The 23,405-nt window shown below is 73.1% G+C and carries 24 protein-coding genes; 15 read left to right on the top strand and 9 right to left on the bottom strand.

Annotated elements, in window-relative coordinates; all coding sequences use genetic code 11:
• Window positions 1-68: 68 nt before the first annotated feature.
• From ACWDD9_RS37055 to ACWDD9_RS37100, 10 genes are all read left to right on the top strand, one after another.
• Complete coding sequence (locus tag ACWDD9_RS37055) at window positions 69-1,034, top strand: hypothetical protein (RefSeq protein ID WP_449814005.1); 966 nt, start codon at window positions 69-71, stop codon at window positions 1,032-1,034.
• On the top strand, window positions 1,031-3,223 hold the full coding sequence (locus tag ACWDD9_RS37060; RefSeq protein ID WP_449814006.1) for a hypothetical protein: 2,193 nt from the start codon (window positions 1,031-1,033) through the stop codon (window positions 3,221-3,223). Before ACWDD9_RS37055 ends, ACWDD9_RS37060 begins: the two co-directional genes overlap by 4 nt.
• On the top strand, window positions 3,220-4,197 hold the full coding sequence (locus ACWDD9_RS37065; RefSeq protein ID WP_449814007.1) for a hypothetical protein: 978 nt from the start codon (window positions 3,220-3,222) through the stop codon (window positions 4,195-4,197). The genes ACWDD9_RS37060 and ACWDD9_RS37065 overlap by 4 nt, the downstream gene beginning before the upstream one ends.
• Before the next feature lie 155 nt (window positions 4,198-4,352).
• Window positions 4,353-4,808 (top strand): Pycsar system effector family protein, encoded by a 456-nt coding sequence (locus ACWDD9_RS37070; protein WP_049650248.1) that lies wholly within the window; start codon window positions 4,353-4,355, stop codon window positions 4,806-4,808.
• A gap of 129 nt (window positions 4,809-4,937) precedes the next feature.
• The gene (locus ACWDD9_RS37075) at window positions 4,938-5,873 is read left to right on the top strand and encodes a class I SAM-dependent methyltransferase (RefSeq protein ID WP_449814008.1); all 936 of its coding nucleotides are present in this window, start codon (window positions 4,938-4,940) and stop codon (window positions 5,871-5,873) included.
• Window positions 5,857-6,435, top strand: a complete 579-nt coding sequence (locus ACWDD9_RS37080) for a GNAT family N-acetyltransferase (protein ID WP_449814009.1) — start codon at window positions 5,857-5,859, stop codon at window positions 6,433-6,435. The genes ACWDD9_RS37075 and ACWDD9_RS37080 overlap by 17 nt, the downstream gene beginning before the upstream one ends.
• A gap of 38 nt (window positions 6,436-6,473) precedes the next feature.
• Window positions 6,474-6,719, top strand: coding sequence for a hypothetical protein (locus ACWDD9_RS37085; protein ID WP_449814010.1), 246 nt, complete (start codon window positions 6,474-6,476; stop codon window positions 6,717-6,719).
• Window positions 6,720-6,918: 199 nt separating this feature from the next.
• Complete coding sequence (locus ACWDD9_RS37090) at window positions 6,919-7,929, top strand: quinone oxidoreductase family protein (protein WP_449814011.1); 1,011 nt, start codon at window positions 6,919-6,921, stop codon at window positions 7,927-7,929.
• Window positions 7,930-8,121: 192 nt separating this feature from the next.
• Window positions 8,122-9,570, top strand: a complete 1,449-nt coding sequence (locus ACWDD9_RS37095; protein WP_375877298.1) for a WGR domain-containing protein — start codon at window positions 8,122-8,124, stop codon at window positions 9,568-9,570.
• A 175-nt stretch (window positions 9,571-9,745) separates the two neighbouring features.
• Window positions 9,746-10,315, top strand: coding sequence for a Uma2 family endonuclease (locus ACWDD9_RS37100; RefSeq protein ID WP_079272261.1), 570 nt, complete (start codon window positions 9,746-9,748; stop codon window positions 10,313-10,315).
• A gap of 89 nt (window positions 10,316-10,404) precedes the next feature.
• Here ACWDD9_RS37100 and ACWDD9_RS37105 read toward each other — a convergent pair whose 3' ends face one another.
• From ACWDD9_RS37105 to ACWDD9_RS37120, 4 genes are all read right to left on the bottom strand, one after another.
• Entirely contained in the window at window positions 10,405-11,439 is a 1,035-nt protein-coding gene (locus ACWDD9_RS37105) for an LLM class flavin-dependent oxidoreductase (RefSeq protein ID WP_449814012.1), read from the bottom strand.
• Window positions 11,440-11,648: 209 nt separating this feature from the next.
• The gene (locus tag ACWDD9_RS37110; RefSeq protein ID WP_074003160.1) at window positions 11,649-12,038 is read right to left on the bottom strand and encodes an SCO5389 family protein; all 390 of its coding nucleotides are present in this window, start codon (window positions 12,036-12,038) and stop codon (window positions 11,649-11,651) included.
• 140 nt (window positions 12,039-12,178) lie between these two features.
• Complete coding sequence (locus ACWDD9_RS37115) at window positions 12,179-13,723, bottom strand: MFS transporter (RefSeq protein WP_449814013.1); 1,545 nt, start codon at window positions 13,721-13,723, stop codon at window positions 12,179-12,181.
• 204 nt (window positions 13,724-13,927) lie between these two features.
• Window positions 13,928-14,653, bottom strand: a complete 726-nt coding sequence (locus ACWDD9_RS37120) for a TetR family transcriptional regulator (RefSeq protein ID WP_449814014.1) — start codon at window positions 14,651-14,653, stop codon at window positions 13,928-13,930.
• Window positions 14,654-14,734: 81 nt separating this feature from the next.
• On the opposite strand from ACWDD9_RS37120, the gene ACWDD9_RS37125 reads away from it, so the two are divergent.
• Complete coding sequence (locus ACWDD9_RS37125) at window positions 14,735-15,610, top strand: SDR family NAD(P)-dependent oxidoreductase (RefSeq protein ID WP_449814015.1); 876 nt, start codon at window positions 14,735-14,737, stop codon at window positions 15,608-15,610.
• A 53-nt stretch (window positions 15,611-15,663) separates the two neighbouring features.
• A complete protein-coding gene (locus ACWDD9_RS37130; protein ID WP_449814016.1) occupies window positions 15,664-16,407 on the top strand; it encodes an SDR family NAD(P)-dependent oxidoreductase in 744 nt (247 codons plus the stop codon).
• A 35-nt stretch (window positions 16,408-16,442) separates the two neighbouring features.
• Here the strand turns inward: ACWDD9_RS37130 and ACWDD9_RS37135 are convergent, their stop codons facing one another.
• On the bottom strand, window positions 16,443-16,910 hold the full coding sequence (locus ACWDD9_RS37135; RefSeq protein WP_074003155.1) for a nuclear transport factor 2 family protein: 468 nt from the start codon (window positions 16,908-16,910) through the stop codon (window positions 16,443-16,445).
• Window positions 16,911-17,009: 99 nt separating this feature from the next.
• Between ACWDD9_RS37135 and ACWDD9_RS37140 the strand changes: the two genes are divergently transcribed.
• The 3 genes from ACWDD9_RS37140 (at window position 17,010) to ACWDD9_RS37150 (ending at window position 18,442) form a co-directional block, all read left to right on the top strand.
• On the top strand, window positions 17,010-17,195 hold the full coding sequence (locus ACWDD9_RS37140; protein ID WP_449814017.1) for a hypothetical protein: 186 nt from the start codon (window positions 17,010-17,012) through the stop codon (window positions 17,193-17,195).
• Window positions 17,192-17,644, top strand: coding sequence for a nuclear transport factor 2 family protein (locus ACWDD9_RS37145; protein ID WP_449814018.1), 453 nt, complete (start codon window positions 17,192-17,194; stop codon window positions 17,642-17,644). The genes ACWDD9_RS37140 and ACWDD9_RS37145 overlap by 4 nt, the downstream gene beginning before the upstream one ends.
• A 135-nt stretch (window positions 17,645-17,779) precedes the next feature.
• Window positions 17,780-18,442, top strand: coding sequence for an NADPH-dependent F420 reductase (locus ACWDD9_RS37150; RefSeq protein WP_449814026.1), 663 nt, complete (start codon window positions 17,780-17,782; stop codon window positions 18,440-18,442).
• Between the two features lie 81 nt (window positions 18,443-18,523).
• Here the strand turns inward: ACWDD9_RS37150 and ACWDD9_RS37155 are convergent, their stop codons facing one another.
• The 4 genes from ACWDD9_RS37155 to ACWDD9_RS37170 form a co-directional block, all read right to left on the bottom strand.
• A complete protein-coding gene (locus ACWDD9_RS37155) occupies window positions 18,524-20,374 on the bottom strand; it encodes a hydroxysqualene dehydroxylase (protein ID WP_449814019.1) in 1,851 nt (616 codons plus the stop codon).
• 135 nt (window positions 20,375-20,509) lie between these two features.
• Complete coding sequence (locus ACWDD9_RS37160) at window positions 20,510-21,634, bottom strand: DUF5954 family protein (RefSeq protein WP_449814020.1); 1,125 nt, start codon at window positions 21,632-21,634, stop codon at window positions 20,510-20,512.
• A gap of 99 nt (window positions 21,635-21,733) precedes the next feature.
• On the bottom strand, window positions 21,734-22,774 hold the full coding sequence (locus tag ACWDD9_RS37165) for a zinc-binding alcohol dehydrogenase family protein (protein WP_449814021.1): 1,041 nt from the start codon (window positions 22,772-22,774) through the stop codon (window positions 21,734-21,736).
• A 108-nt stretch (window positions 22,775-22,882) separates the two neighbouring features.
• Entirely contained in the window at window positions 22,883-23,356 is a 474-nt protein-coding gene (locus tag ACWDD9_RS37170; protein WP_049650233.1) for a nucleoside deaminase, read from the bottom strand.
• Window positions 23,357-23,405 lie beyond the last annotated feature (49 nt).

Below are 23,405 nucleotides of genomic sequence, written 5' to 3' on the forward strand. Positions count from 1 at the left end.
CACCGCGCGACGCCGGATCGCGAAGCTTGGTGGCGCAAGGTCAGCACGGGAACGACAAGGAGCAGAGAATGACGGAGTTCGACCAGCCGATGCCCGAGGCCAGCGCCCTGCCGTACAGCCGCAGCCGGCACCTCCCGCCGTACCGGGGCATCGTCGCCGTCGACGCCAAGGACTTCACCGGGTACCCGGCGATCGAGCACGGCACCATCAGCGCGAACGTGCCGCAGCTGCTCCGACTCTCCTTCGAGCGGGCCGGACTGGGCGAGGTCTGGAAGGACCGGCGGTTCCCCAACTCGACCGGCGACGGGTACGTGTTCGGCTTCGACCCGGCCTGGATGCCCTTCCTGATCCACCCCTGGCTGAACACCCTCCAGGAGGTGCTCACCGAGTTCAACGTGCACTCGGTCGGGACGGTGCGCATCCGGCTGCGGGTCAGCCTCAACATCGGACCGCTCCCGGACGACGGCGGCGAGTTCGACGGAAACGGCACGCCGCGCAACGACACCCACCGGCTGCTCGACTCCCGCCCGGTGAAGGCCATGCTGGCCGCCTCCAACGCGAGCATCACCCAGGTCGCCGCCATCCTCTCCGACCGCTGCTACCAGGACGCGGTGGCCGGCGGCTTCACCGGGCGCCATCCCGACCACTTCATCGAGGTGCCGGCCACCGTCGAGGGCAAGCGCTTCGACCAGCGGGCGTGGCTGTACGTGCCCACGCCGTCCGGGAACCTGTACGACCGCAGGATCCTCGGCGACGCGGTGGTGGAGGAGCAGGAAGGACGCGAGGAGAAGGAGGGGCGGGCGAAGCGGACGGCGGACGGAAACGGGGAGCAGCGCCGCGCGCCGCGCACGGCGGTGAACCAGCGGGGCAACGGCAGCAACCTGAACGCCGGCACGGTGCACGGCAGCCAGACCGTCACCAACGTGCGCGGTGACTCCTACGGCGGCGACCGCGTGGAGGGGCACAAGGTGGGGACGGTCAACGGCAACCTGGGCGACATCGTCCACGGCGACAAGAACGAGCACCGCCGGTGAACCCCGACGAGCGCCCGGCCATCGAGGGGCCGTCCGGCGCACCGGACGACCGGGATTACGACCGAGGCCTCGACCCCGACCTCGACCCCGACGACCTCGAAGGCGATTTCACGGACCGGTTCGCCGCGTGGGGATCGGACCGCCCGTTCATCTACGCGCCGGGTGGCAACATCAACACCGGCTCCGTGCACGGGGACCAGCGCGTCGAGAACGACGCCGCCGGGTCCGCCCCCGGTGGCGGCGAGCGGGTGGAGGCGCAGGACGGCCCCATCTCCGGGATGGAGGTCCTCGCGGCCCGGACGGGATTCGCGAGGCCGGACTGCTTCCCCGAGGCGCTGCGCACGCTCGGCACCCGCCTGCTCTTCCTCGCCGGTGAACCCGGCACCGGGCGCCGGACCACCGCCCTCAACCTGCTGGTCGAGAGCAGCGGGAACAGCCTGGCCCTGCGCGCGCTCGACAGCGACTCGGACCTGTCGTCCTGGCGGCCGACGCACGCCGAGGCACGCGGCTACCTGGTACACGGCCTCTCGCCCACGGTCCGGCTCGGACCGGCCTCGATCGCCAAGCTGCGCCAGCGGCTGGAGGACGCCAAGGCCTTCATGGTGGTCATGCTGCCGGACGACGCCGACCGGCTGCGCGGCGTGGCCCGCGATCTGGACCTGAGCCCGGTGCGCTACAAGCCTCCGTCGCCGCGTGCGGTCTTCGACGCGCGCCTGGAGGCCGTGGTGCCCCACGAGGGACGACGCCGGGCGCTGCTCCAACGGCTGGAAGCGGACCTGGACGAACTGCTGGCGCCCGAGCTGATGCCGGCCCAGGTCGCCGAACTCGTGGACGAGGTGAGCCGGTCCGGAGATGACGGCCCCGACCCGGCCGACCTCGGCCAGCGGCTCAGCTTCCTCGCGGAGACGGAGGTCCCCGACCTCCTGAAGGAGATCCGCGAGGACCCGGACGCGCTGGCGTTGCTGCTGGTGACGAGTGTCCTGGAGGGCCTCGACCACCGGATCGTCCGGAACGAGACCGACCGGTTGCTCAAGCTGGCCGACGGCCGCCTGGACGCGGTGCTGAGGTCGGGTGCGGAGGGGGAGGGCGAGCAGAGCCGGCCGACGCGGGGCGAGCCCCCGCGGCCGAATCCCCGATTCGTCTTCCGGCGGTCTCTGGACGAGTTGTTGGCGATCATCCGGGCCGAGTACGCGCCGGGTGGGACGCGGAGGACATCGAGCTACTCCTACACGGTGGAGCCGATCCGCTTCAAACGGCACCGGCAGGCGGAGACGGTTCTGCGGCACGTGTGGCGGCAGTACGGGGAGGTCTCGGGACTCCTGACCGAGTGGATCAACACGGTTCCCGGTACCGAGTCCGACCTGGCCGAGCCCATGGGCCGAGTGGTGGGGCTCGCCACGGGGTGGAGCGGCGGCCGTCAGGCACTGCTTCACATTCGCAGGTTGGCCAGGTCCGAGCACACGCAGAGCCAGAGCATCGCCGCCTACGCGTTGGGGATCGCGGCCCAGGACCCGATTCTCGTCAGCGAGGTGAAGCACCGCCTCGACCGCTGGAGCTTCAACGGCGGCTGGCAGCTCCGGTCGACCACGGCCGCTGCCTGTGGAGGAGACTTCGGAGCGGCCCGACCGGAGTTCGCGCTCTCACTGCTCCGGCGCTGCTATCGAGGGGAAGAGGAGGCCGAGCGCACCGTCGCCGTGAACGTTCGCTGGGCACTGGGGAGCCTCTTCGCGGGAGGAAACCAGGCGGCCGTTTTCCGCAAGCTCATGGAGTGGGCGGACCAGTCGAAGAATGACGCCGCGCTCGCGTACACGGCCTTCCTCGATCTGCTTCGAGACCCGTCGTGGTTTCAGCAACAGCTTCCCGTGCAAGGCGAGTTCAGTGAACCGGTGATCGCCTTCGTCCGGCACTGCCTCAATGACGAGGCCCTCTTCCAGCGTTCGTGCACGAGGCTGCTCGCTTGGTGCCGTCGGGCGGTCTGGGACGAACCCCTCCGCACCGGGGTGGAGACGCTGCTCGCGGCGCTCGCCCGGGAGATGCGCCCCGGCGAGCTGAGGCTGATGGTCGAGATCGACAGCAGTGACAACCCCGACCTCGTCGGCCGCGACATCGCCCACCGCGCCCTGGAGGCCTGGCGGCGCGGCGAGCCGCAGCCGTTCCGCTCCGCCCCTGCCTTCGGAGGCCCCCGATGACCGTCGACACCGACCCGCCCGTCTACACCCAGGCCACCCGTGCCCCCTGGCGGGAGATCCTCCGGCACCGGTGGTCCGGTCGGCGCGACTGTGCCCTGGTGCTGGGGGACCGCCACGGGCTCTACCAGCAGCTGGGGAAGGGCCGCCCGCGACCGTCGGGCATGGGGGCGGAGGACGGGGTCGCCGCGCGGCTGGGGTTGCGCGGTTTCGACCAGGCGTACCTGGTGGACCTCAACGAGCGGCCGGGCCTGCGAACGGTCCGTCTCCGCACCTCGTACGGCACGGAACCGCTGGAGGTCCACTTCCTGTGGTGGGTCCACGACGCCGCGCGGGTCGTGCAGACCCGGACCAACCGGGGCGGGCTGCCGGTCCGCAAGGACCTCGACGTCCGACTGCGCCAGCTCAGAGAGCAGTTCGCCGCCTCGGGCACCAGGTTGGGCCCCGACGAGCTGGTGCAGTACCTCGCGGCTCCGTACGTGCTGCCCCACTACGGCCTTGGCTACCGCGTCACGGACGTCTCCGCCTCCGAGCATGGCAATGAACTGCGTCTCGGGGAACCGGACGTGACGGACGTGCCCTTCGACTGGACGGTCAAGAGCGAGGAGGAGTACGCGTTCTGCCGGCGCCAGGTGCAGGAGGGACCGGTCGCCCTTGCGGCCCTCTGGCTGGCCAGGAAGCCCGATGAGGTGCGCGACGTCCTGGACTGGGTGGTCAAGAACGGCGACCTGCTCCGGGGCGAGACCACCTGGGAGGACCAGATGGCTCTCATGCTGGGCAAGTTGACGGGGCAGGAGCAGCAGGAGCTGTCCAAGATGCTGCGCGACCGCCTGGTCGCCCTCGGACGGCAGGTCCCGGGGCCCGCCTCCTACCCCTCGCAACCCCCGCAGCCCCCGGGGCCGGGGCCGGACTTCGTCAAGCTCCCCACGCACGTCAACGGCTGGTCCGGCGGTGTGCCGAACGGGAGCCCGCGGTGACCGGGGCGGCGCGTGTGCGGATACGTGTGCGCCGGCCGCCGTCGCGGCGGCGCACGGTCGCCGGGCCTCGCGGGCGCTCCAGGGGCAGGAGCCGCCGGCCGACCGCGCCGACGGCGGCGTCCAGCCCGCCCTCGGTGTCGGCGATGGAGCGCCTGATGGCGGCCAACAGCGCGGAACTCGTCCGGGCCGACACCAAGGCCGCCGTGTTCCTGGCGTTCACCGGTGCGGTGCTCGCCACGTTCATCCCCTTGGACGGCGGTACCGGCGCCGGCTCCCTGGCCTGGCTGGTCCCGTTCCTGCGGTGGAGCGCCACGGCCAGCGCCCTGCTGGCCGTCGGCTGCTTCGCCTCCGCGCTGGTGCCGCGCCACCGCAAGGGGCGGCGGGGTGGTGCGGACGGTCCGGGGTACTTCGAGCACATCGCGCCGGGGGCGGGCCCCGAGCGGCTGCGCCGTGCCTTCGAGCGGGCCGGGCACGACCCGGCGGGGCCGCTGCTGTCGGCGCTGGCCGGTACCAGTGCGATCATCCGCGCGAAGTACCGCTGGATCGAGGCCGGCACCGCCCTGCTCCTGCTGACGCTTCCGCAGTTCGCGCTAACCCTCCGGCCGCTGTGACGGCGGGCAGCTGACGGGCCCCGGCCGCACCACGGCCGGGGCCGGTGGCGCGACCGGAGGCAACAGGTGTTGCGCCACCAGGCAATAGCTGTTGACGACCTCCGCCGAAGCTCCGTACAGTGCCGGGCCATGGAGACAGGTGATCTTGGTCGGCGGGTGGCGGAGGACGTGGCCGATGGCGGCGGCGTGGAGGGGCTGCGGCGGCTGTCGGGGGTGATCGAGGCGCTGGAGGAGCGGCGGACGGAGCTGGTGGAGGAGCTGCGGCGCGGGCGGGAGGCGACCTGGGAGGAGATCGGGCGGGCCTGCGGGATGACGCGGCAGGGGGCGACCAGGCGGTGGGCCGGCAGGCTGCGGGCGCGGTCGTTCGGCGTGGCGGCGGACGCGTACCAGCACGGTCGGCCGGGCTACCCCCGGGCGCTGGTCGGCTCGGCGGTGCCCCGGGAGGCCCGCCGGGTGCTCGACCTGGGCGCCGGGACGGGCAAGTTGAGCGGACTGCTGGTCGAGGCGGGCCTGGACGTGGTGGCGGTCGAGCCCGACGAGGGGATGCGGGCCCGGCTGGCCGCGGCCGTGCCGAAGGCGGCCGTCCGGGCGGGCTCCGCCGAGCGCATCCCGCTGCCGGACGGCAGCGTGGACGCCGTGGTGGTGGCCCAGGCCTGGCACTGGTTCGACCAGGCCGCCGCCGTGCCGGAGATCGCCCGGGTGCTCGCCCCCGGCGGGACGCTCGCGCTGGTGTGGAACGTCCGGGACGAGTCCGAGCCGTGGGCGGCCGCCCTGGGCGTGCTGATGCACCGTTCGACGCCACAGCGGATCGACACCCGGCCGGCCCTCCCGGCGCCGTTCGGAGCGCCCGAGCGGTTGGAGATCCGCTGGGAGCACGTCACCACCCGGGCCGGGATCGTCGACATGGTCGCCTCGCGCAGCTACGTGATCGCGCTGCCCGAGGACGAGCGGGTCCGCCTGCTGGCCGACGTCGAACAGCTGCTCGCCACCCACCCGGACCTGGCCGGCCGCGAGGAGATCGCCCTCCCGTACGTGACGAGGTGCACCCGTGTCCGCCTCGGCTGACCTGATCACCCTCCGCCCGCTGGGTGTCGCCGACGCCGAACCGTACCGGCGCTTCCGACTGGCCGCGCTGCGCGAGACACCGAGCGCCTTCACCTCCAGCCACGCCGAGGAGGCCGGCAAACCCCTGGCCGCGACGCTGCGCCGCCTCGCCGAGGCCCAGGACGGGCCGGGCGCCCTGATCGGCGCCTTCGACAACACGGGCGCCGTCCCTGGCCGAGGCGCGTTGGTCGGCACTGCCGGCCTGAAGGTGCCCAGCCGCAGTCAGGAACGGCACAAGGCCACCCTCTACGGCATGGCGGTGGCCCGCGACGCCGCCGGCCGGGGCATCGGCCGGGCCCTGGTGCGCGAGGTGCTGCGCACGGCGGCCCGGGACGGGCGGCTGCGGCAGGTCCTGCTGACCGTCTCGGAGGGCAATGAACCGGCCCTGCGGCTCTACACCTCCTGCGGCTTCGAGGTGTGGGGCCGGGAGCCGCAGGCCGTCCTGGTCGCCGGCCGGCCCGTCGCGAAGCTCCACATGGTGTGCCTGCTGGACGGGGAACGGGCGGCGGCGGCCGGGCGCTGACACCGGGTCGGTCGGTCCCGACCGTCAGGATCCCGCCCATGGATCCCACCACCGCCCTCGCCGGTCTCGACGCTCACCCCTGGGCCGCCGTGCCGTACCTGGCCCGGGTCGCCGCCGTCTCGGCGGTCGGCCGGACCGGGGAGGGCGGGGCGGTGCGGGCCCAACTGCTCGACCTGGCCGGTGACCACGAGGCCGCAGTCACGCACTATCGCGCCGCCGCGGAGCAGACCACCAGCCGCTCCGGGCGGGAACACCTCCTTCGACAGGCCCACCGAACCTCCTGAGCCGGCACGCTGAACGATGCTCGGCCGCAGCCGCAGCCGCAGCCGCAGCCGCAGCCGCGGGCTCCAGGGCAGTCGCCGCGGCACGGCCGGCTTCATGCCGCTGACCTGGACGTGACGGCTACGGCACCTCACCGCGAGCGGAAATAAGATCGCCACGAGTGGAGTTCGGTGAGGGAAGTCTGCCGTTTCAGGAGGGGTCATGCGAGCGATTCAGATGTCCGAAGTGGGCGGTCCCGAGGTGCTGCGACTGGTCGATATCGATCAACCGACGCCGGGCCCGGGCCAAGCGGTCGTGGAGGTCGCCGCAGCCGGGGTCAACTTCCTCGACGTCTACCACCGCGAAGGCCGGTACAGCGTCCCGCTGCCCTTCACCCCGGGCGCCGAGGGCGCCGGAACGGTCGTCGAAGTCGGACCCGGCGTCGCTGACGTCGCAGTCGGGGACCGGGTCGGTTGGGTGGAGATTCCCGGCGCGTACGCCGAGCGGGCCGTCGTGGACTCCTCCCGGCTGGTGCCGCTGCCCGACGACATCGGCTTCGAGACGGCCGCCGCCGTGCTCCTCCAAGGCATGACCGCGCACTATCTCGTCAAGGACGCCTACCCGGTTCAGGGGGGCGACACGGTGCTGGTGCATGCGGCTGCCGGTGGCATGGGGCTGCTTCTGACCCAGCTCATCACCCATCTCGGCGGCAGGGTGATCGGCACGACGTCGACCACGGCGAAGGCCGAGCTGGCGAAGCGTGCCGGGGCCGCCGAGGTGATCCTCTCCTCCGTGGTCGACGATCTCGCAGCCGAGGTGAGGCGGCTCAACGGCGGTCAGGGACTGCCGGTTGTCTTCGACGGCGTGGGCGCGCACACCTTCGATGCGAGCCTCGCCAGCCTGCGAACCCGCGGCCATCTCGTGCTCTTCGGCGCGGCAAGTGGAGCCGTGCCGCCGTTCGATCCGATTCGGCTCGCCCACGGCGGTTCGCTGACCCTGATCCGGCCCAGCCTCGGGCACTACATCGCCGATCGCTCCGAACTGCTCCGACGGGCCGCCGATGTGTTCGAGTGGGTGCGCTCCAAGGCGCTCGAGGTCACCGTCACGGGCCGCTACGCATTGTCCGAGGCCGCCCAGGCCCACAGCGATCTGGAGGCTCGGCGTACCACCGGCAAGCTGCTCGTCGTGCCCGATGCGGCCGCTGTCGGACGCCGCGAGGAGACGCAGAGCTGATCGAGGGCGACGAGGTCGGGGATCTTGGAGACTGCGCCCTCCGGGCCGACCCGGGCTGATCTCACGGGTCCCGCCCGTGACCGGAGCCGATTGTCAGTGCCCGGTCGTAGCTTGTGGGGTGTCGGCGGGCGGGTCCCGCCGGCCCCCGTTTCCCTTGCCAGAAATCTCCGTCGCCCGAAAGGGGACCGCGCCGTGTCCGTCGCCGTGGAAGAGCAGGTCACGTACCTCGAACTGTCCGAGGACGAGGGGAGTGCGCACAAGTTCTACGAGGTGCGGCTCGCCGGCCAGGTGGTGACGGTACGGTACGGGCGGATCGGCGAGCCCGGGCAGAGCAAGGCGACGACGTACCCGAGCCCGGAGAAGGCGGCCTCGGCGGCGGCGAAGAAGATCGGCGAGAAGGTCCGCAAGGGCTACGCCCCGGCCGTCCGGGGCGTGCGCCAGCGCCGGGAGGTGACCAGGCGGCAGATCGTCAGCAGCCGCTCGACCGCCCGCCAGGCGCCGCTGCTGTGGCGCTTCCGCTCCGGCTCGCCCGCCTTCGGGATCTTCGTCGGCGAGGAGCACGCCTGGGTCGGCAACGAGCGCGGCGACGTCTACACCCTCACCCACGACGGCGAGGTGACGGCCCGCTACGGCCTGCCGGACGGCGTGAAGTGCATCGTCGCGGACGACTGGTGGATCTACGCCGGCTGCGACGACGGCAAGGTGTACGACCTGGGCGGCAAGATCCCGCGGGTGGCGTACGAGATAGCCCAGGACGTGGACATCTTCTGGCTCGACATCCACGACGGCGTGCTGGGCGTCGCCGACGAGCGCGGCGGGCTGACCACGGTGGACCACGAGGACGAGTTCCAGTGGCGCCGCCAGGCCGACGGCCGGTCCGGCTGGATGGTGCGCTGCGACGCCGACGGCGTCTACCACGGCCACTCGCGCGGGGTCGCCCGCTACGACAACCGCAGCGGCGACCAGCGCTGGTACACCCCCACCCGGGGCGGGGTGCTGTTCGGCTGGCAGGAGGCCGACGAGGTGTTCGCCGGCACCGGGCAGGGCTGGGTGCACCGGCTGCGCAAGTCGGACGGCGCCGAGGTGGCCGCCTACCGCTGCGACGCCGGCGTGTTCTCCTGCGCGGCCTCCCCGGACGGCGAGTACGTCTTCGCGGGGGACAACCACTCCTCGGTGTACTGCTTCGCCGCCGACGGGACGCGGCTGTGGAAGCTCGCCACCGGCTGCGGCTCGGCGTACAGCATGCAGTACCGGGAGGGGCGGCTCTACCTGGTGACGACGGACGGCTCGCTGGCCTGCCTGGACGCCGGCGAGCAGGCGGTGCGGGCGGCCGAGGACGGCACGCTGCCGAAGACCGCCGAGGTCAAGGGCGCGGGCTGGGAGCCGGTGCGGGCCGGCGCCGGGCTGGAGACGGTCGCGGTGGCCACCGCCCGGACCGGCGGCGAGGTCGAGGTCGAGTGCGTCCAGGACGGCACCCGGCTGCGCGTGCGGGTGCTCTCGCAGGGCTACGACCCGTCCTGGCGCGTGCAGTTCCCCAAGGACATCCGCATCCCCGGCGCCCGCTACCTGGTCGCCGAAGTCAGGGAGTCCGCCTCGGGCGGCTTCTACCGGGCACGCGGCGAGATCAAGCGCCTGCTCTGACCGGCGACTTGATGCCTGGTGACGGTGATCCGGCTCGGGGCGGCGGCTTCCCGAGGTTGTCCGGTTCTGGCGGGTAGGTCTGGTGGCGCGTGCATATGCGGCGGTGTTACCCCGGTAGTCTTTCCGCCGGGCAGCCCCTGAGCGTTGAGACCAGCGCCGGACAGGAGAGCACTACGTGAGCACAGCGCACATCGGCCCGGGCGACTACAGCCACGTGCCGAACCCGGAGCAAGCCCTCAAGTATGCGATTCAGCACATCGCGGGTGAACGCGTTGAGATCGTTGAGGGAGTCATCACCCCCGTGTCGCCGTCCTGGGAGCATGAGAACACCGTCGATCTGATCCGCTTGCAGATCGGACCCCGCCAGCGCGAACTCGGATTGCGTTCAGGCTCGGGCAACCTCGACCTGCCCGGTACCGAGAACTACTACATCCCGGACCTGGCCCTTGTGCCGGTGAAACTGGCGGTGAACAACCCCGGTGCGTTGCTTCCCGATCAGACCGTCCTCGTGGTCGAGGTCACGTCCCCGTCGAACGCCGACACCGACCGGACGGTGAAGCGCCGCCGCTACGCCCAGTTCGGTGCGCCGCTCTACCTCCTGGTGGACCGGCAGGAGCGGGCGTGCACGCTGTTCTCCCAGCCGGGTGCGCTCGGTTACACCAGGGTGGAGGGGCCGCACCCGTTCGGGGTGCCGGTGCGGCTGCCCGAGCCGTTCGAACTGGACGTGGACACCAGCGAGTTCTGAGCCGTCGGCGGTTCACGAGGTGGCCGTAGCCGCCGGCCGTGTCGAGGGTGTCGACGTCCATGGTGCTCCCCCGGGAGTCGTGCGGTCGGTCAGTCCTGGCCGGGGGTCCAGCCGAGGGCGGGGCCGAGGCGGGTGGCCAGGTCGGTGAGGATCTGCGTGTAGTCCTCGTGCTCGAAGGTGAACGGCAGGGCGAAGGCGACCTCGTCGACCTCGCGGTAGCCGGCGTGGGCGTGCAGCCGCTCGACGAGTTCCTCGGTCGTCCCGACCAGGTCGGGGGCGAACAGCAGCCGGGCCGGGCCCTGCGGGGCGAGGGTGCGCGGGGCGCGGGCGAGGGCGTAGGCCTGGTACTTGGCGCGCTGCTCGGGGGTGGCGCTGTCGGTGGGGATGACCACCAGGCCCTGGGAGACCCGGGCGCGGTCGCCGTCGGGGTGGCGCTCGCGGAAGGCGCGGATCTGGGCGGCCTGGATGGCGGCGAAGTCGAGCGGCTCCGCGTCGTCGCCCTCCGCCTTCACGACGCTGCTGGTGAGCAGGTTGATGCCCTGTTCGCCGGCCCAGCGGGCCGAGCGCAGGCTGCCGGCGCCGTACCAGAGCCGGGAGGCCAGCCCGGGGGAGTGCGGCTGGACACGGCGGGAGTACACCTCGATGCCCTCCGTGCCGGCGAAGTCGGAGGCGTCCTCGCCGCGGACCAGGGCGAGCAGCCGCTCGGCGCGCCGGGGGCTGAAGTCCTCCTGGTCGCCGGTGTCGGGGTAGAGCGCGTCGCGCAGGTGCGCGTAGTGGGTGGGCGGGCCGACGCTGAAGCCGGGGTTGAGCCGCCCGCCGGAGAGCACGTCCACGGTGGCCAGGTCCTCGGCGAGCCGCAGCGGGTTCTCCCAGCCGAGCGGGGTGACGGCGGTGCCGAGCTGGATGCGGCTGGTGCGCTGGGTGGCGGCGGCGAGCACGGCGACCGGGGAGGAGATGCCGTACTGGAGGTGGCGGTGGCGCAGCCAGGCGCTGTCGAAGCCGAGCCGTTCGCCGAGGGTGATGAGGTCGAGGGTGGACTCGTGGCCGCGGCGCGGGTCCGCCTCGTCGAAGAGCCCGATGGTCAGGAAGCCGAGTTTCCGCAGCGGTCGGGGGTTCGGCGACATGGTGGGCTCCGCGGGGTGAGGGGCGGCCTGGGGCGGGCCGGTCGGGTGGTGCGTTTCGAACGTACGCAGCCGCCGCGCCGCCCGACAAGATCGACGCGCGATCCGGACACCGGCCCGCAACGGCCCGCAACGGTGCGCAACACGGCGACACGTACGGCGGCGGCTCCCACCCCGTCGGGCCGGGTGGGAGCCGCCGCACCGGGGCGCCGTCAGCAGCTGCGCAGCTCCGGGCTCTGGTTGCGGATCTGGTTGTGCAGCGAGGTGAACTCGCGGTACGCCGCGCCGTCCTCGGTGCCGGGGCGGAAGGCGCCGACCCGGTGGCAGTTGACGAAGGCGAGCTTCACCCCGAAGTGGTTCTCCAGGCTGCCGCGGATCGCGTTGCTGGCGAGGGCGCGCAGCAGCTGGGCGCGCTGCTCGTCGCTGGGCGTGGTGTTGTCGGTGGTGAACTCCGCTTCGCCGGCCGCGAGTTCGGTGCTGAGCCCGGCGACGACCTGGTAGGCGTACGGGAGCGAGGCGCGCACGGTGTCGAGGAACTCGGCCTCGTCGACGCGGCCCTGCTGGGCCTGGGCGAGGAGGGCGGGGGAGACGTCGAGCGACATGGGTGTCCTCTTTCGGGGGGTGCGTCGGGGTTTCGGGAACGGGTCGGGCTTCGACCCGTGGCGGGCAGGGGTCACCCGCAACGGTTATCGAAGATGAAAACCATTACGGAGAAGACTCTCCCGGTCACCCTGACGCCCTGTCAAGCACCTCCCCCCGAAGGGCTGACGGCGGGCGGCACCGGCACCCGGCTGACCTTGATGACGAACACCGCGATCGCCACCGCCAGCGCGGCGAACACCAGGCCCAGCTGGAAGGCGCTGGCGATGCCGTGCACCAGCACCTGTGAGGAGTAGGGCTCCGGGAGCCGGCCGGTGGCCCGGAACTGGGCGGCCTGCTGCGGGGTGGCCTGCCGGAGGAAGGCCCCGGCCTGCTGCCGGGCCTCGGTGCGGCTGGCCGTGCCGTACACCGTGACCAGGATCGACAGGCCGAGCGAGCCGCCGACCTGCTGGGTGGTGTTGAGCATGCCGGTGGCGGCGCCGGTCTCGTGCGGGGCGACGTGGGAGACGACGGTGAGGGTGGCGGGGACGAAGATCGAGCCCATGCCGAAGCCGAACATCATGGTCGGTCCGAGGATGCCGCCGATGTAGCTGCTGTCGATGTCGATCTGCGTCGCCCAGGCGACCCCGCCCAGCACCAGGAGCGAGCCGGCGACGAGGAAGGGCTTGGGGCCGAAGCGCAGCTGGTTGCGGGCGGCGAACTGGGCGGCGCCGACGATGGCCACGCTGATCGGCAGGAACGCGAAGCCGGCCCGCAGCGGGCTGAAGCCGAGGATCTCCTGGACGAACAGGGTGATGAAGAAGAAGATGCTGAACATCGTCGCGGCCACGCAGAGCAGCAGTCCGTACGCGCCCGAGCGGTTGCGGTCCCGTAGGAGGCGCAGGGGCATGATCGGTTGGCGCGCGTGCCGCTCGTTCGCCACGAACGCCGCGACCAGGACCACGGCGAGGCCGAAGGCGGTGAGCGTCACGGGGTCCGTCCAGCCGTGGTCGGAGGCGCGGATGAAGCCGTAGACCAGGGAGACCATGCCCGCGGTGGCGGTGAGGGCGCCGGGCAGGTCGAAGCGGCCGGGGTGGCGCTCGGACTCGTTGATGTAGAGCGGCGCCAGTAGCGCGATCGCGATGCCGATCGGCACATTGACGAAGAGCACCCAGCGCCAGGACAGCCAGGAGGTGAGCATGCCGCCGAGCAGCAGGCCGATCGCGCCACCGGCCCCGGCGACGGCGGAGTAGACCCCGAAGGCCCGGTTGCGTTCCTGGCCCTCCTTGAAGTTGGTGGCGATCAGCGCCAGCGCCGTCGGCGAGGCGATGGCCCCGCCCACGCCCTGCAGCGCCCGCGCCGCCAGCAGCCAGGCGGAGGACTGCGCGACGCCGCCGAGCAGCGAGGCCAGGCTGAACACCAGCACGCCGACGACGAACACCCGCCGCCGCCCGAGGATGTCGCCCGCCCGGCCGCCGAGCAGCAGCAGCCCGCCGAAGGTCAGGGTGTAGGCGTTGATGACCCAGGACAGGTCGGTGGTGCTGAACTTCAGCGCCTGCTGGATGTGCGGCAGCGCGATGTTCACGATCGTGATGTCCAGGACGACCATCAGCTGTGTCGCCGCGATGACGGTGAGTGCAATCCCCGGGTGCTGGCCCCGACGTGCGGTCGCGGGCGAAGCCTCGGCCAGGGCGCGCGAGGTGGCCATGGCGGTCCCCCAAAGGGTTCGGGGGTGAACGACGGGAAGGGGACGGATTCGTTCACCACTACCGACGGTATCCCCGGGGCATAGGGAACACAATCGTTCATTACGGACAGGCACCCGCTTCCCGGTCGCTCCGTGCACCGGTGCGAAGTCGGGCCGCGGTGGAGGCCGGGGTGGAGCGGAGGCCGGGGTGGAGCGGCGCGGGGGTCAGGGCGTGTCGTGGGGCCATCCGTCGCCCGCGTGCCGGGTGGCGGCGATGGCGTAGCCGGTGAGCAGGGCGGCCAGGATGTCGGTGAGGCGGGGCTCGACGTCGACGACGGAGTGGGAGAGCTCGGGGTCGGTCTCGTAGAAGGCGCGCAGACGGGTGCCGGGGGCGGCCATCTGCCACAGGGCGCCGGCCATCGAGGTGGCGGTGGTGACGACGCTGCGGGCCTGGTCGGCGCCGAGCGGGGCGATGGAGCCGAGGGCCGCGCCGACCGCGTCCACCTCGGCGATGGCGCGGACCTTGAACGTGCGGACCGTGTCGAGGGAGACGTTGCGCTCCAGGTTCAACGGGGTGTGCGCGAGCAGGTCGCAGAAGAGCGGGCGGGCCACCAGCGACTGCGCCAGGACGCCCGCGATCGCGAGGGCTCCGTGGGCCCATTCGGGGTCCGAGGCGGTCTCGCACGGGGTGAGGGCGACGAGGCGGTCGCGGACCTCGGCCGACCAGTCCTGCCAGGCCTCGGCGGCGAGCCGCAGGAAGATGTCCTCCCGTGTCTCGAAGTAGCGCAGCATCGCGGACTTGTGCATGCCGACCTCGTCGGCGATGGCGGTCATGGTCACCTCGCGGACGCCGTTGGCGGTGGCGAGGCGGGCGGCGGCGGCGAGGATCGCGTCCTCGCGGGCGCGCTTGGCCTCGGGGGTGCGGGCGCGCTGGAAGTCGGAGTCGGTCACGCCGTCGAGTCTAGCGAAACGTGGTTGCGGTAATAACGATCCGGCGTTGCGTTATTAGCGCAACGGTGTTTCACTAAATCCATGAGCACCCACACCGACACCCGCACCTGGTTCATCACCGGCTCCTCGCGCGGCTTCGGCCGCTCCCTGGCCTCGGCCGCCCTGGCGGCCGGTGACCGGGTCGTCGCCACCGCCCGCAAGCCCGAGCAGCTCGACGACCTGGTCGCCAGCCACGGCGACCGCGTCCTGCCCGTCGCCCTGGACGTCACCGACCCGGCCGCGGTCCAGCGCGCCTTCGCCGCCGCCCGTACGGCCTTCGGCTCCGTCGACGTCGTGGTCAACAACGCCGGGTACGCCAACCTCGCCCCGGTCGAGACCGCCGACGAGGAGGACTTCCGCCGCCAGTTCGACACCAACTTCTGGGGCGTCTACCACGTCTCCAAGGCCGCGATCCCGCTGCTGAAGGAACAGGGCGGCGGCCTCGTGATCCAGTTCTCCTCCGTCGGCGGGCGCGTCGGCGCCACCCCGGGGCTCGGCTCCTACCAGGCGGCGAAGTTCGCCGTGGACGGCTTCACCCGCGTCCTGGCGGCCGAGACCGCGCCGCTGGGCATCCGCTACCTCGTCGTCGAGCCCGGCGGGTTCGCCACCGACTGGGCCGGGGCCTCGATGGAGGTCGACGACGTACCCGCCGACTACCGCGCCACCGTCGGCGCCCTGGCCGACCTCCTGCGCGGCGGCGGGGCGGCCGTGGGCGACCCCGACCGCGCGGCGCAGATCCTCGTCCGGATCGTCCACGCCGACCGGCTGCCCACCCACCTGCTCCTGGGCGCCGGCGCCGCGGACATGGCGTTGGACTACTCCCGCGGCCAGCTCGCCGAGGCCACCGCCTGGCAGGCCGTCTCCGCGTCCGCCGACACCGGCGCCGCCTACCCCGTCGACCTGCCGGCCAACGGCTGAGAAGCCCGCCGCGAAGTCCTGAAGTCCCAAGGTCCCGAAGGGAGAACCCGGACATGCGACCGTTCCACGGCAAGGCCGCACTGGTCACCGGCGCCGGCTCGGGCATGGGCCGCGCCACCGCGATCCTGCTGGCGGAGCGCGGCGCCGCCGTCACCGTCGTCGGCCGCCGCGAGCACCGGCTCGCCGAGGTGGTCGCCGAGATCACCGCCGCGGGCGGGCGGGCCCTCGCCGTCCCCGGCGACGTCAGCCGCCCCGAGGACAACGAGCGGGCGGTCGCCCGTACGGTCGAGGCGTTCGGCGCGCTGCACTACGCCGTCAACAACGCCGGGGTCTCCGGCGACTTCACCCCGCTGCCCGACATGACCCCCGAGCAGTGGCGGCGCACCGTCGACATCGACCTCAACAGCCTCTTCTACGGCATCAAGTACGAGATCCCGGCGATCCTCGCCTCGGGCGGCGGCGCCATCGTCAACGTCTCCAGCGTGTTCGCCGACCGCGGCGGCCCCACCGCCGAGTACTCCAGCGCCAAGCACGGCATCCGCGGCCTGACCCGCACCGCCGCGATCCAGTTCGGTGGCCAGGGAGTGCGCGTCAACGAACTCCAACCCGGCGTCATCGACACCGAGATGACCCGGGCCAACCCCGAGGACACGAGGCGGGTCGCCGGGACCGGCATCCCCATGGGCCGGGTCGGCACCGGGCGCGAGATCGCCACCGCCATCGCGTTCCTGCTGTCGGACGACGCCGCCTACGTCAACGGCAGCCACCTCGCCGTCGACGGCGGATTCCTCGCCTGACGGGACGAGGCCCGCCGCGCCCCGGCCTGCCTGCTTCAGGGGGTGCTGGGGCGGGTCTCGGTCCAGTCGACCATCAGCCGTCGTTCGGCGAAGAACCACTCCCCGTCGCGCTTGACGAACCGGTCCAGGTAGCGGATCGAGGCGATCATGATCGACCGCTCGGCGTCCGTGCCGTAGGAGACGTGGTGGGCCAGGCAGTAGCTCTCGCCGCTCGCCCGGTCGCCGTCCAGGACCACGGTGCTCTGCCCGTTGAAGTGGGTGGTGGCCCGGTAGGTGTTCAGGTTGTCGAAGACCGGGGCCAGGGCGTCGCGGCCGCGCAGTTCCTGGGTCGGCTCGGCCGCGGTGGCGTCCATGAAGACCAGGAAGCGGGTGTCCTCGGTGAACAGGGCCATCTGCCCCTCGGCGTCACGGCGGTCGGCGCAGTGCGCGTAGGCGTCGACGAGCTCCCGGATGGCCAGCCGGTCCGCGGCCTCCTGGGGCGGGATCGGATCGTGGGGCGACACGGTGACTCCCTCCGGACGGGTGCGACACCTGAATCAGAGCACCGGAGGCCGGGCTCCTCAACCGCGCCCCGTCCGCCACGAGGATGCCGACCAGGAGACGTGGTCGACGGCGCGGTCGCCGCCGGTATCCCCGCCGACTACGCTCTGGTGCTGCGCCGGCTCACCGGCGCCGGCAACGGCGCCACGCCCACCGGCGACACCGAGAAGGTCACCGGCCGGCTGGCCACGACCGTCCGCGAATTCGCCGAGCGCCACGCCCGCACCTGGCCCCTGGAGGAGAAGTGAGCAGGACCGTCGACGACGACACCCCTCTGGTCGGGGCGAACAGCCCGTTCTTCCGCATCGTCAAGGAGGGGCTGGACGGCCTGGTCGACGGGGAGGACTACTACGACCTGCTGGCCGAGGACGTGGTCTTCGAGTTCGTGATCACCGTGCCGGGATACCCCAGGCGCGTCGAGGGACGCCAGGCGATCGTCGACCTGTACAGCGACTACGGCGACTACGTGACGCTGCACGGCGCGGACAACCTGCGCGTCCACCGCGACCCCGAGACCTCGGTGGTCGTCCTGGAGTACGAGGTCCACGGCACCTCGGTCCACACCGGGCGGCCCTACGACAACCGCTTCGTCTCCGTCGTGACCGTCAGGGACCGCAAGGTGGTGCACTGGCGCGACTACCTCGACCCCACCGCCGTGTTCGACGCCCAGGGCTGGCCGCACAGCGGCCGCGCGTAGGAGCCACCGGACCCGCGTCGCCGCCGGGAACCCCACCACCCTCGACCGGGTGGCGTCTCAGGCATTCGGGCTACTGCCCGACAACCTCGGGGGCATCCGAGGAACACCTGACCCCTACATTCGCGGAGAGGAAGGCTGAGGAACATGACCACCGCAATCGTGGGCGTGGGCAACATCGGCGGCGCGGTCGCCCGGCACCTGGTCGCCGGAGGAGAGCACGTCGTCCTGACGGGGAAGAGCGCGTCGCGGGCCCAGGAGCTGGCGGACGAGCTCGGACCGCTCGCGCACACCGCCACCGTCCGGGACGCCGTCGCCGAGGCCGACACCGTCGTGTTCGCCGTCTGGCTCGACACCATCAAGGAGCTGATCCCGCAGGTTTCGCCGCAGCTCGTGGGCAAGGTCGTGGTCGACCCGTCGAACCCGATCGCCTTCGACGACCAGGGCCGGATGGTGCGGTCCCTGCCCGACGGGCAGTCGGCCGGGTCCGTCGTCGCCGCGCTCCTGCCCGGGGGCGCCCACTACGTCAAGGCGTTCGGCACCCTCGCCGCCGAGGCGCTCGCCGCGAGCGCGAACCGCACCCCGCAGCGGGCCGCGCTGCTCTACGCCACCGACGACGAGCACGCCGGGGCGGCCGCCGAGCGGCTGATCCGCACGGCCGGATTCGACCCGGTGAAGGCCGGCGGCCTGGCCGACGCCGGACGCATCGAGGCCCCCGGCGGGGACCTGCACCAGTCCGGCCTCGACGGCGAAGTGGTCGGCGCCGACCAGGCCCGAGCGGCGATCACGGCCGACCGGTGAACGACCGGCCGTGACAGCCCGTCCGACTGCGCCTGACCACGCCGGACGTGACGTACTCCCGGCCCTCCCGGGCGGGCCGGGTCAGCCGAGGTCGAAGGTGTTCGGCAGGCCGAGGCGGTAGCGGGCCTCGTCGACCAGCTTGAGGGGCTCCAGCTCAGGGGGACGGAAGAGCAGCTGGATCCGGCAGCGTTCGGCGGGCGAACCGTCGGCGTCCAGGAGGGCGTTGACGGCGCGGCGCGCGGACTCGTTGGCGCCCTCCATGGTGGCCAGGTCGACGTCGGTGCGGACGTAGTCGCCGGCCAGGAAGAAGTTGCCGACGGCGGTGGCGGCGGAGGGCCGGTGGTAGAGCGTGCCGGCGGGGTGGACCAGGAGTTGCTCGCGGTTGGCCGGGGCCGGCCCGCCCAGGCCGGTGACGGCCGGGTCGAGGAACCACGAGTGCACGTCCGCGTCCGCCGGCCAACCGGCGCCCGGCCGGTCGAGGGCCCGCCGGCACTGCGCCCAGACCTCGCGGGCCACCTCCTCGCGGGTGCACTCCTTGGCCGTCCTGCCGTAGAGGATGCCGGGACGGTCCCACTCCGAGACGCAGACCGAGAGGCAGTCGCGCACCGTGCCGTCGCCGTAGGCGGCAGCGAAGTCGCGGTCCCAGAACTGCGCCTGGTTGACCGTGGTGAGCGACCAGGGGGAGTCCAGGCAGATGGCGTGGCCGTGCACCAGCCGCAGCGGGCGGCGCAGGTAGAACTGGATGCCCGTCATCCAGTCGGTGCCGATCGCGTCGCAGCGCGCCAGTTGGGGATCGGCGGCGCGCAGGCGCGGACCCCAGGTGGTGCGGGCGTGCTCGACCGGCAGCGCGCTGAGGTAGTAGTCGGCCCGCACCGTCTCGGGGGCGCCGCCGCCGGCCGGCGCCACCAGGACCCCGGTGATCCGGCCCTCGTCGTACAGCACCTCCCGGACCTCGGTGCCGGTCCGGAACTCGACGCCCAGTGCGGAGAGGTGGGCCGCCCACGGGTCGATCCAGGCCTCACTGGTGGGGCCGTTGAGCACCCGGTCGAGCTGTCCGTCGACGCCGCGCCCGAGCAGGCCGTTCAGCAGGAAGGCCTCGATGATGGTGCGGGCCACCGTACGGGTGCTGGCCTGCTCGGCCCGGGTCGCCACCAGGTCCCGGGACACGCCGACCCCGAGGAGGCGCTGGTAGTCGTGGGACATCCGCCCGGCCCTGATGAAGTCCCACCACGGCACCCGTTCCCACTGCTGCTCGCGGCGCACGTCGCAGCTGGTCAGGTGGACCAGGACCCGGTCCACGAAGTAGGCCAGCTCGTCGGCGGGCAGGTGCAGCACCTCGTCCAGCGCGCCGGTCAGGGTCCGCCGCAGGGCGTCCGGGGCGAGGTCGCCCAGGTCGAGCGGGCGGCGGGTGAGGGTTCGGAACGGGAGCAGCAGGCCCGGGCGCGGGGCGTCGAAGGCCAGCAGCGCCTGGGTGGCGTCGCGCAGGTTGTCGTGGACGCCGCCGGGGTTGCCCGGGTAGGGGATGCGGCGCAGGGTGTCCGGCAGGTTGCGGTAGAAGCCGGGGAAGAACCGGAAGCCGTGCTCGCCCGGCAGCGCTCGGCGTCCACCGCTCGCGCCGCCCGGCACGTCCATGCTCCGGGCCTTGCCGCCGAGCGCGGCGTAGTACTCGTACACCGTCACCCGGTAGCCGCGCTCGGCCAGTTCGTGCGCCGCGCTCAGCCCGGACACCCCGCCGCCGAGGACCGCCACGGTCCGCCCGGGGCCGCCACGGGCACCGAAGCCCGCGCCACGCGGGAGCGCGGCGGCGCCCGCAGAGGGACCGACCGCCAGCGCCCCGCCCAGCGCGGCGGCGCGGGTGAGGAACTGGCGTCGGGTCCGCCCGCTCACCGCATCCTCGTGCGAACCGTCCTGTGAACCCTCGGCCAACCCCATGCTGCGCGCACCTCCGGCTCCTTGGTCACCCCGAGCGGTTGGGATGACCCCCCGGTGTGCAACGAGCGGGGCCGGTGCCGGTCACCCGTCACGGACCAGGGTGGTGGAGGGGTGTTCGACGGGGTGGGCCCGCCCCTACGCCCCGTCGTCCTCGAAGCGCGGGAGCGGGGTGCCGCGCCGGGCCATCTCGGCCTCGAAGAGGCGCTGGAACTCCCGCGCGGACTCGTCGAGGACGATCGGCTCGTCATCGTCCTCGTCGGGGACGATGCCCTGCGCTCGCAGCTTCTGGTCCATCACCAGGATCGGGTCCTCGGGGTCGTGGTCGGAGGGGCGGGGCCCCTCGGGTCCGTCCGGGCCGAAGCGGACGGCGCGCTCCACCCGGATGATCCGCAGGAGCCGGTCCTCGACGGTGAGTTCGAAGCCCTGCTCGGCTTCGAGCCGGTCCGCCGCCTCGGCGTAGCGGGCCCGTTGCCGGTCGCTCAGCCGGCGTTCGACCGGCTCGGTCACGCGCAGCCGCATCGACAGGATGTCCCGGGCGCGGAAGGGGGTGGGGGCGTCCATGACGCCGACCGGACGCCACCGGCCGTCGACCCGTTCCGCGACGCCGAAGGCGGCCGGCAGCAGCACCACACCCGGGTGGGTGGTGCTGGAGCGCAGCGCGTCCCGGCGGACCTCGGGCGGGAAGTCGCGTGCGGTGGGCACCAGTTGGATGAGGTCGGTCTTGAGGATGCCGGTGGAGAGCCCGGTCGGCAGGGCAGGGTCCATGACGAAGCCGGCGGCCGGGTCCAGGGCCTCGGCGAGCGGGCGCTTGCGGTGGTCGTCGGGGTCGGTGGAGCGCGGCGGCTCCGGGCCGTCCGGACCGCTGCGGATGTACCGCTCGGCCCGCACCACGCGGTAGCGGACGTCCAGTTCGACCTCGTCGAGCTTCTCCCACTCCAGCCGCCCGGCCACGGCCAGGTAGCGCTGCTGCGCCGCGGTGTCGCCGGCCCGCTCCGCCCGGCCGGCCTGCTCGCGGCAGACCATGCCCAGGTCGTCGCGGGCCGACTGCGGATAGACCTCGGCCATCGAGGTGCGCAGGGCCCAGCCGCCCGTGGGCAGTTCACGGGCGACGCCGAAGGCCCTGCTCCCGGCCGACAGGATCTGCGGATAGCTGTCGCGGGCCGTCCACGCCTCGACGTCCGCCATCCCCGCCACGGGCTCGGTGGGGGCGGCCATCCTGATGGAGAGGTAACCGGGGACATCGTCAGGGAAGTTCACCATGCGCACATGATGCAACCGGTCGGCCACCGAGCGCAGTCAAACGGCCCCTCCTGTCACTCCGAAGGGGCGGGTCACCGCCGTGCCGCTCCGGGTGGCGCGCTACTCGGGTACGAGCACCGCGACGCCCGTCACCCGGTCCGCGGCGAGGTCGGCGAGCGCCGCGTCCGCTCGGCGCAGGGGGTAGCGGCTGACGTGGACCACCGGGCGGGCGCGGGCCGCCTCCGCCAGGAAGGCCAGGCCGTCGGCCCGGGTGTTGGCGGTGACGCTGCGCAGTGTGCGCTCCTGGAAGAGGTGCCGCTGGTAGTCCAGCGACGGGATGTCGGTGAGGTGGATGCCGGCCACGGCGAGCGTGCCGCCGCGGTCCAGCGCGGTGAGGGCGGCGGGCACGAGGCCGCCGACCGGGGCGAAGAGGACGGCCGCGTCCAGCGGTTGCGGGGGCGGGTCGTAGGAGTCGCCGGCGAAGGCGGCGCCGAGTTCCAGTGCGAGCCGTCGGGCCGCCTCGGAGCGGGTGAACACGGCCACCCGGGCGCCCCGGGCGAGGGCGATCTGGGCGGTCAGGTGCGCGGACGCGCCGAAGCCGTAGATGCCGAGCAGCCCGCCCGTCGGCAGTTCGGCCCGTTCCAGGGCCCGGTAGCCGATGATCCCGGCGCACAGCAGCGGGGCGAGTTCCTCGGCGGGCGGGCCCTCGGGCAGCCGGTAGGCGTAGCGGGCGTCCGCGGTGACGTGCCCGGCGTAGCCGCCGTGCCGGTCCCAGCCGGTGTAGCGGGAGTCGGGGCAGAGGTTCTCGCGCCCGCTGCGGCAGTACCCGCAGCCGCCGCAGGTCCGGGCCAGCCAGGCCACCCCGGCCCGGTCCCCGACGGTGAACTCCTCGACCTCGGACCCGGCCGCCAGCACGTGCCCGACCACCTCGTGCCCGGGCGTGCGCCTCGCCGTCCTGGGGGAGAGGTCCCCCTCCGCGAGGTGGAGGTCGGTGCGGCACACCCCGCAGGCCTCCACCTCGACCAGGATCTCCCGCGGCCCGGGCGCGTCGAGCGGACGGTGCTCCCACACCAGCGGGCCCGGTCCCGGCCCGCCGACCGGTCCGGGGCGGTCCACCACCCAGGCTCCGGTCTCCATCGGTAGGGGTTCCCTCGTGGTCATCGCGGCCTCCTGCCGGTCCGCCGGGCACGCGGACCGCCCGGTGTCACGCTCCGTACCTACCCACGGTGCCCCGCGCCCGCCCCGCCAGGCCGCGCACGGCGGGGCCGGTCAGCCCCAGTACCCGGTGTGGACGGCGGAGGCCTCGTCGAACAGGTGCGGGCCGGAGGCCTCCACGGTGTTGCCGCCGGCCGCGAAGACCAGGCGGCAGGGCAGGTCGAGCACCGGTTCGTCCGGGTCCGCTCCCGCGATGGCGTTCAGTTCGGTGGCGGCGAGCGCGTAGACCACCCGCCGGATGCCGCTCCAGTAGATCGCGCCGGCGCACATCGCGCACGGCTCGGTGCTGGTGTACAGGACGGTCTCGGTGAGCTGGTGCGGGGCGAGGGCGCGGCAGGCCGCTCGGACCAGGTTGGTCTCCGCGTGGGCGGTGACGTCGTGGTCGGTCAGGACGGTGTTCTCGGCCGTGAGCAGGACGCCGCCGGACGCGTCGGTCAGCAGTGCGCCGAAGGGGTGGTTGCCGTGGGCGCGGGCGGAGGCCGCGAGTTCGATGGCCGCGAGCAGGTGGGTGCGGGTGTGGTCGGGCATCGGCGTACTCCTCGGGCGTGGAGCGGGCGGGGTGGGAGCGGCTGGGGCG

This window comes from Kitasatospora sp. NPDC001119 (assembly GCF_053598475.1).

Bases quoted from the DNA above. Each gene is read 5' to 3' on its own strand.
- ACWDD9_RS37170 (WP_049650233.1), bottom strand. From the start codon at position 23,356: ATGCCCGACCACACCCGCACCCACCTGCTCGCGGCCATCGAACTCGCG.
- ACWDD9_RS37090 (WP_449814011.1), top strand. From the start codon at position 6,919: ATGCGAGCGATTCAGATGTCCGAAGTGGGCGGTCCCGAGGTGCTGCGA.
- ACWDD9_RS37130 (WP_449814016.1), top strand. From the start codon at position 15,664: ATGCGACCGTTCCACGGCAAGGCCGCACTGGTCACCGGCGCCGGCTCG.
- ACWDD9_RS37165 (WP_449814021.1), bottom strand. From the start codon at position 22,774: ATGACCACGAGGGAACCCCTACCGATGGAGACCGGAGCCTGGGTGGTG.
- ACWDD9_RS37155 (WP_449814019.1), bottom strand. From the start codon at position 20,374: ATGGGGTTGGCCGAGGGTTCACAGGACGGTTCGCACGAGGATGCGGTG.
- ACWDD9_RS37110 (WP_074003160.1), bottom strand. From the start codon at position 12,038: ATGTCGCTCGACGTCTCCCCCGCCCTCCTCGCCCAGGCCCAGCAGGGC.
- ACWDD9_RS37160 (WP_449814020.1), bottom strand. From the start codon at position 21,634: ATGGTGAACTTCCCTGACGATGTCCCCGGTTACCTCTCCATCAGGATG.
- ACWDD9_RS37065 (WP_449814007.1), top strand. From the start codon at position 3,220: ATGACCGTCGACACCGACCCGCCCGTCTACACCCAGGCCACCCGTGCC.
- ACWDD9_RS37070 (WP_049650248.1), top strand. From the start codon at position 4,353: ATGGCGGCCAACAGCGCGGAACTCGTCCGGGCCGACACCAAGGCCGCC.
- ACWDD9_RS37055 (WP_449814005.1), top strand. From the start codon at position 69: ATGACGGAGTTCGACCAGCCGATGCCCGAGGCCAGCGCCCTGCCGTAC.
- ACWDD9_RS37115 (WP_449814013.1), bottom strand. From the start codon at position 13,723: ATGGCCACCTCGCGCGCCCTGGCCGAGGCTTCGCCCGCGACCGCACGT.
- ACWDD9_RS37125 (WP_449814015.1), top strand. From the start codon at position 14,735: ATGAGCACCCACACCGACACCCGCACCTGGTTCATCACCGGCTCCTCG.
- ACWDD9_RS37085 (WP_449814010.1), top strand. From the start codon at position 6,474: ATGGATCCCACCACCGCCCTCGCCGGTCTCGACGCTCACCCCTGGGCC.
- ACWDD9_RS37105 (WP_449814012.1), bottom strand. From the start codon at position 11,439: ATGTCGCCGAACCCCCGACCGCTGCGGAAACTCGGCTTCCTGACCATC.
- ACWDD9_RS37075 (WP_449814008.1), top strand. From the start codon at position 4,938: ATGGAGACAGGTGATCTTGGTCGGCGGGTGGCGGAGGACGTGGCCGAT.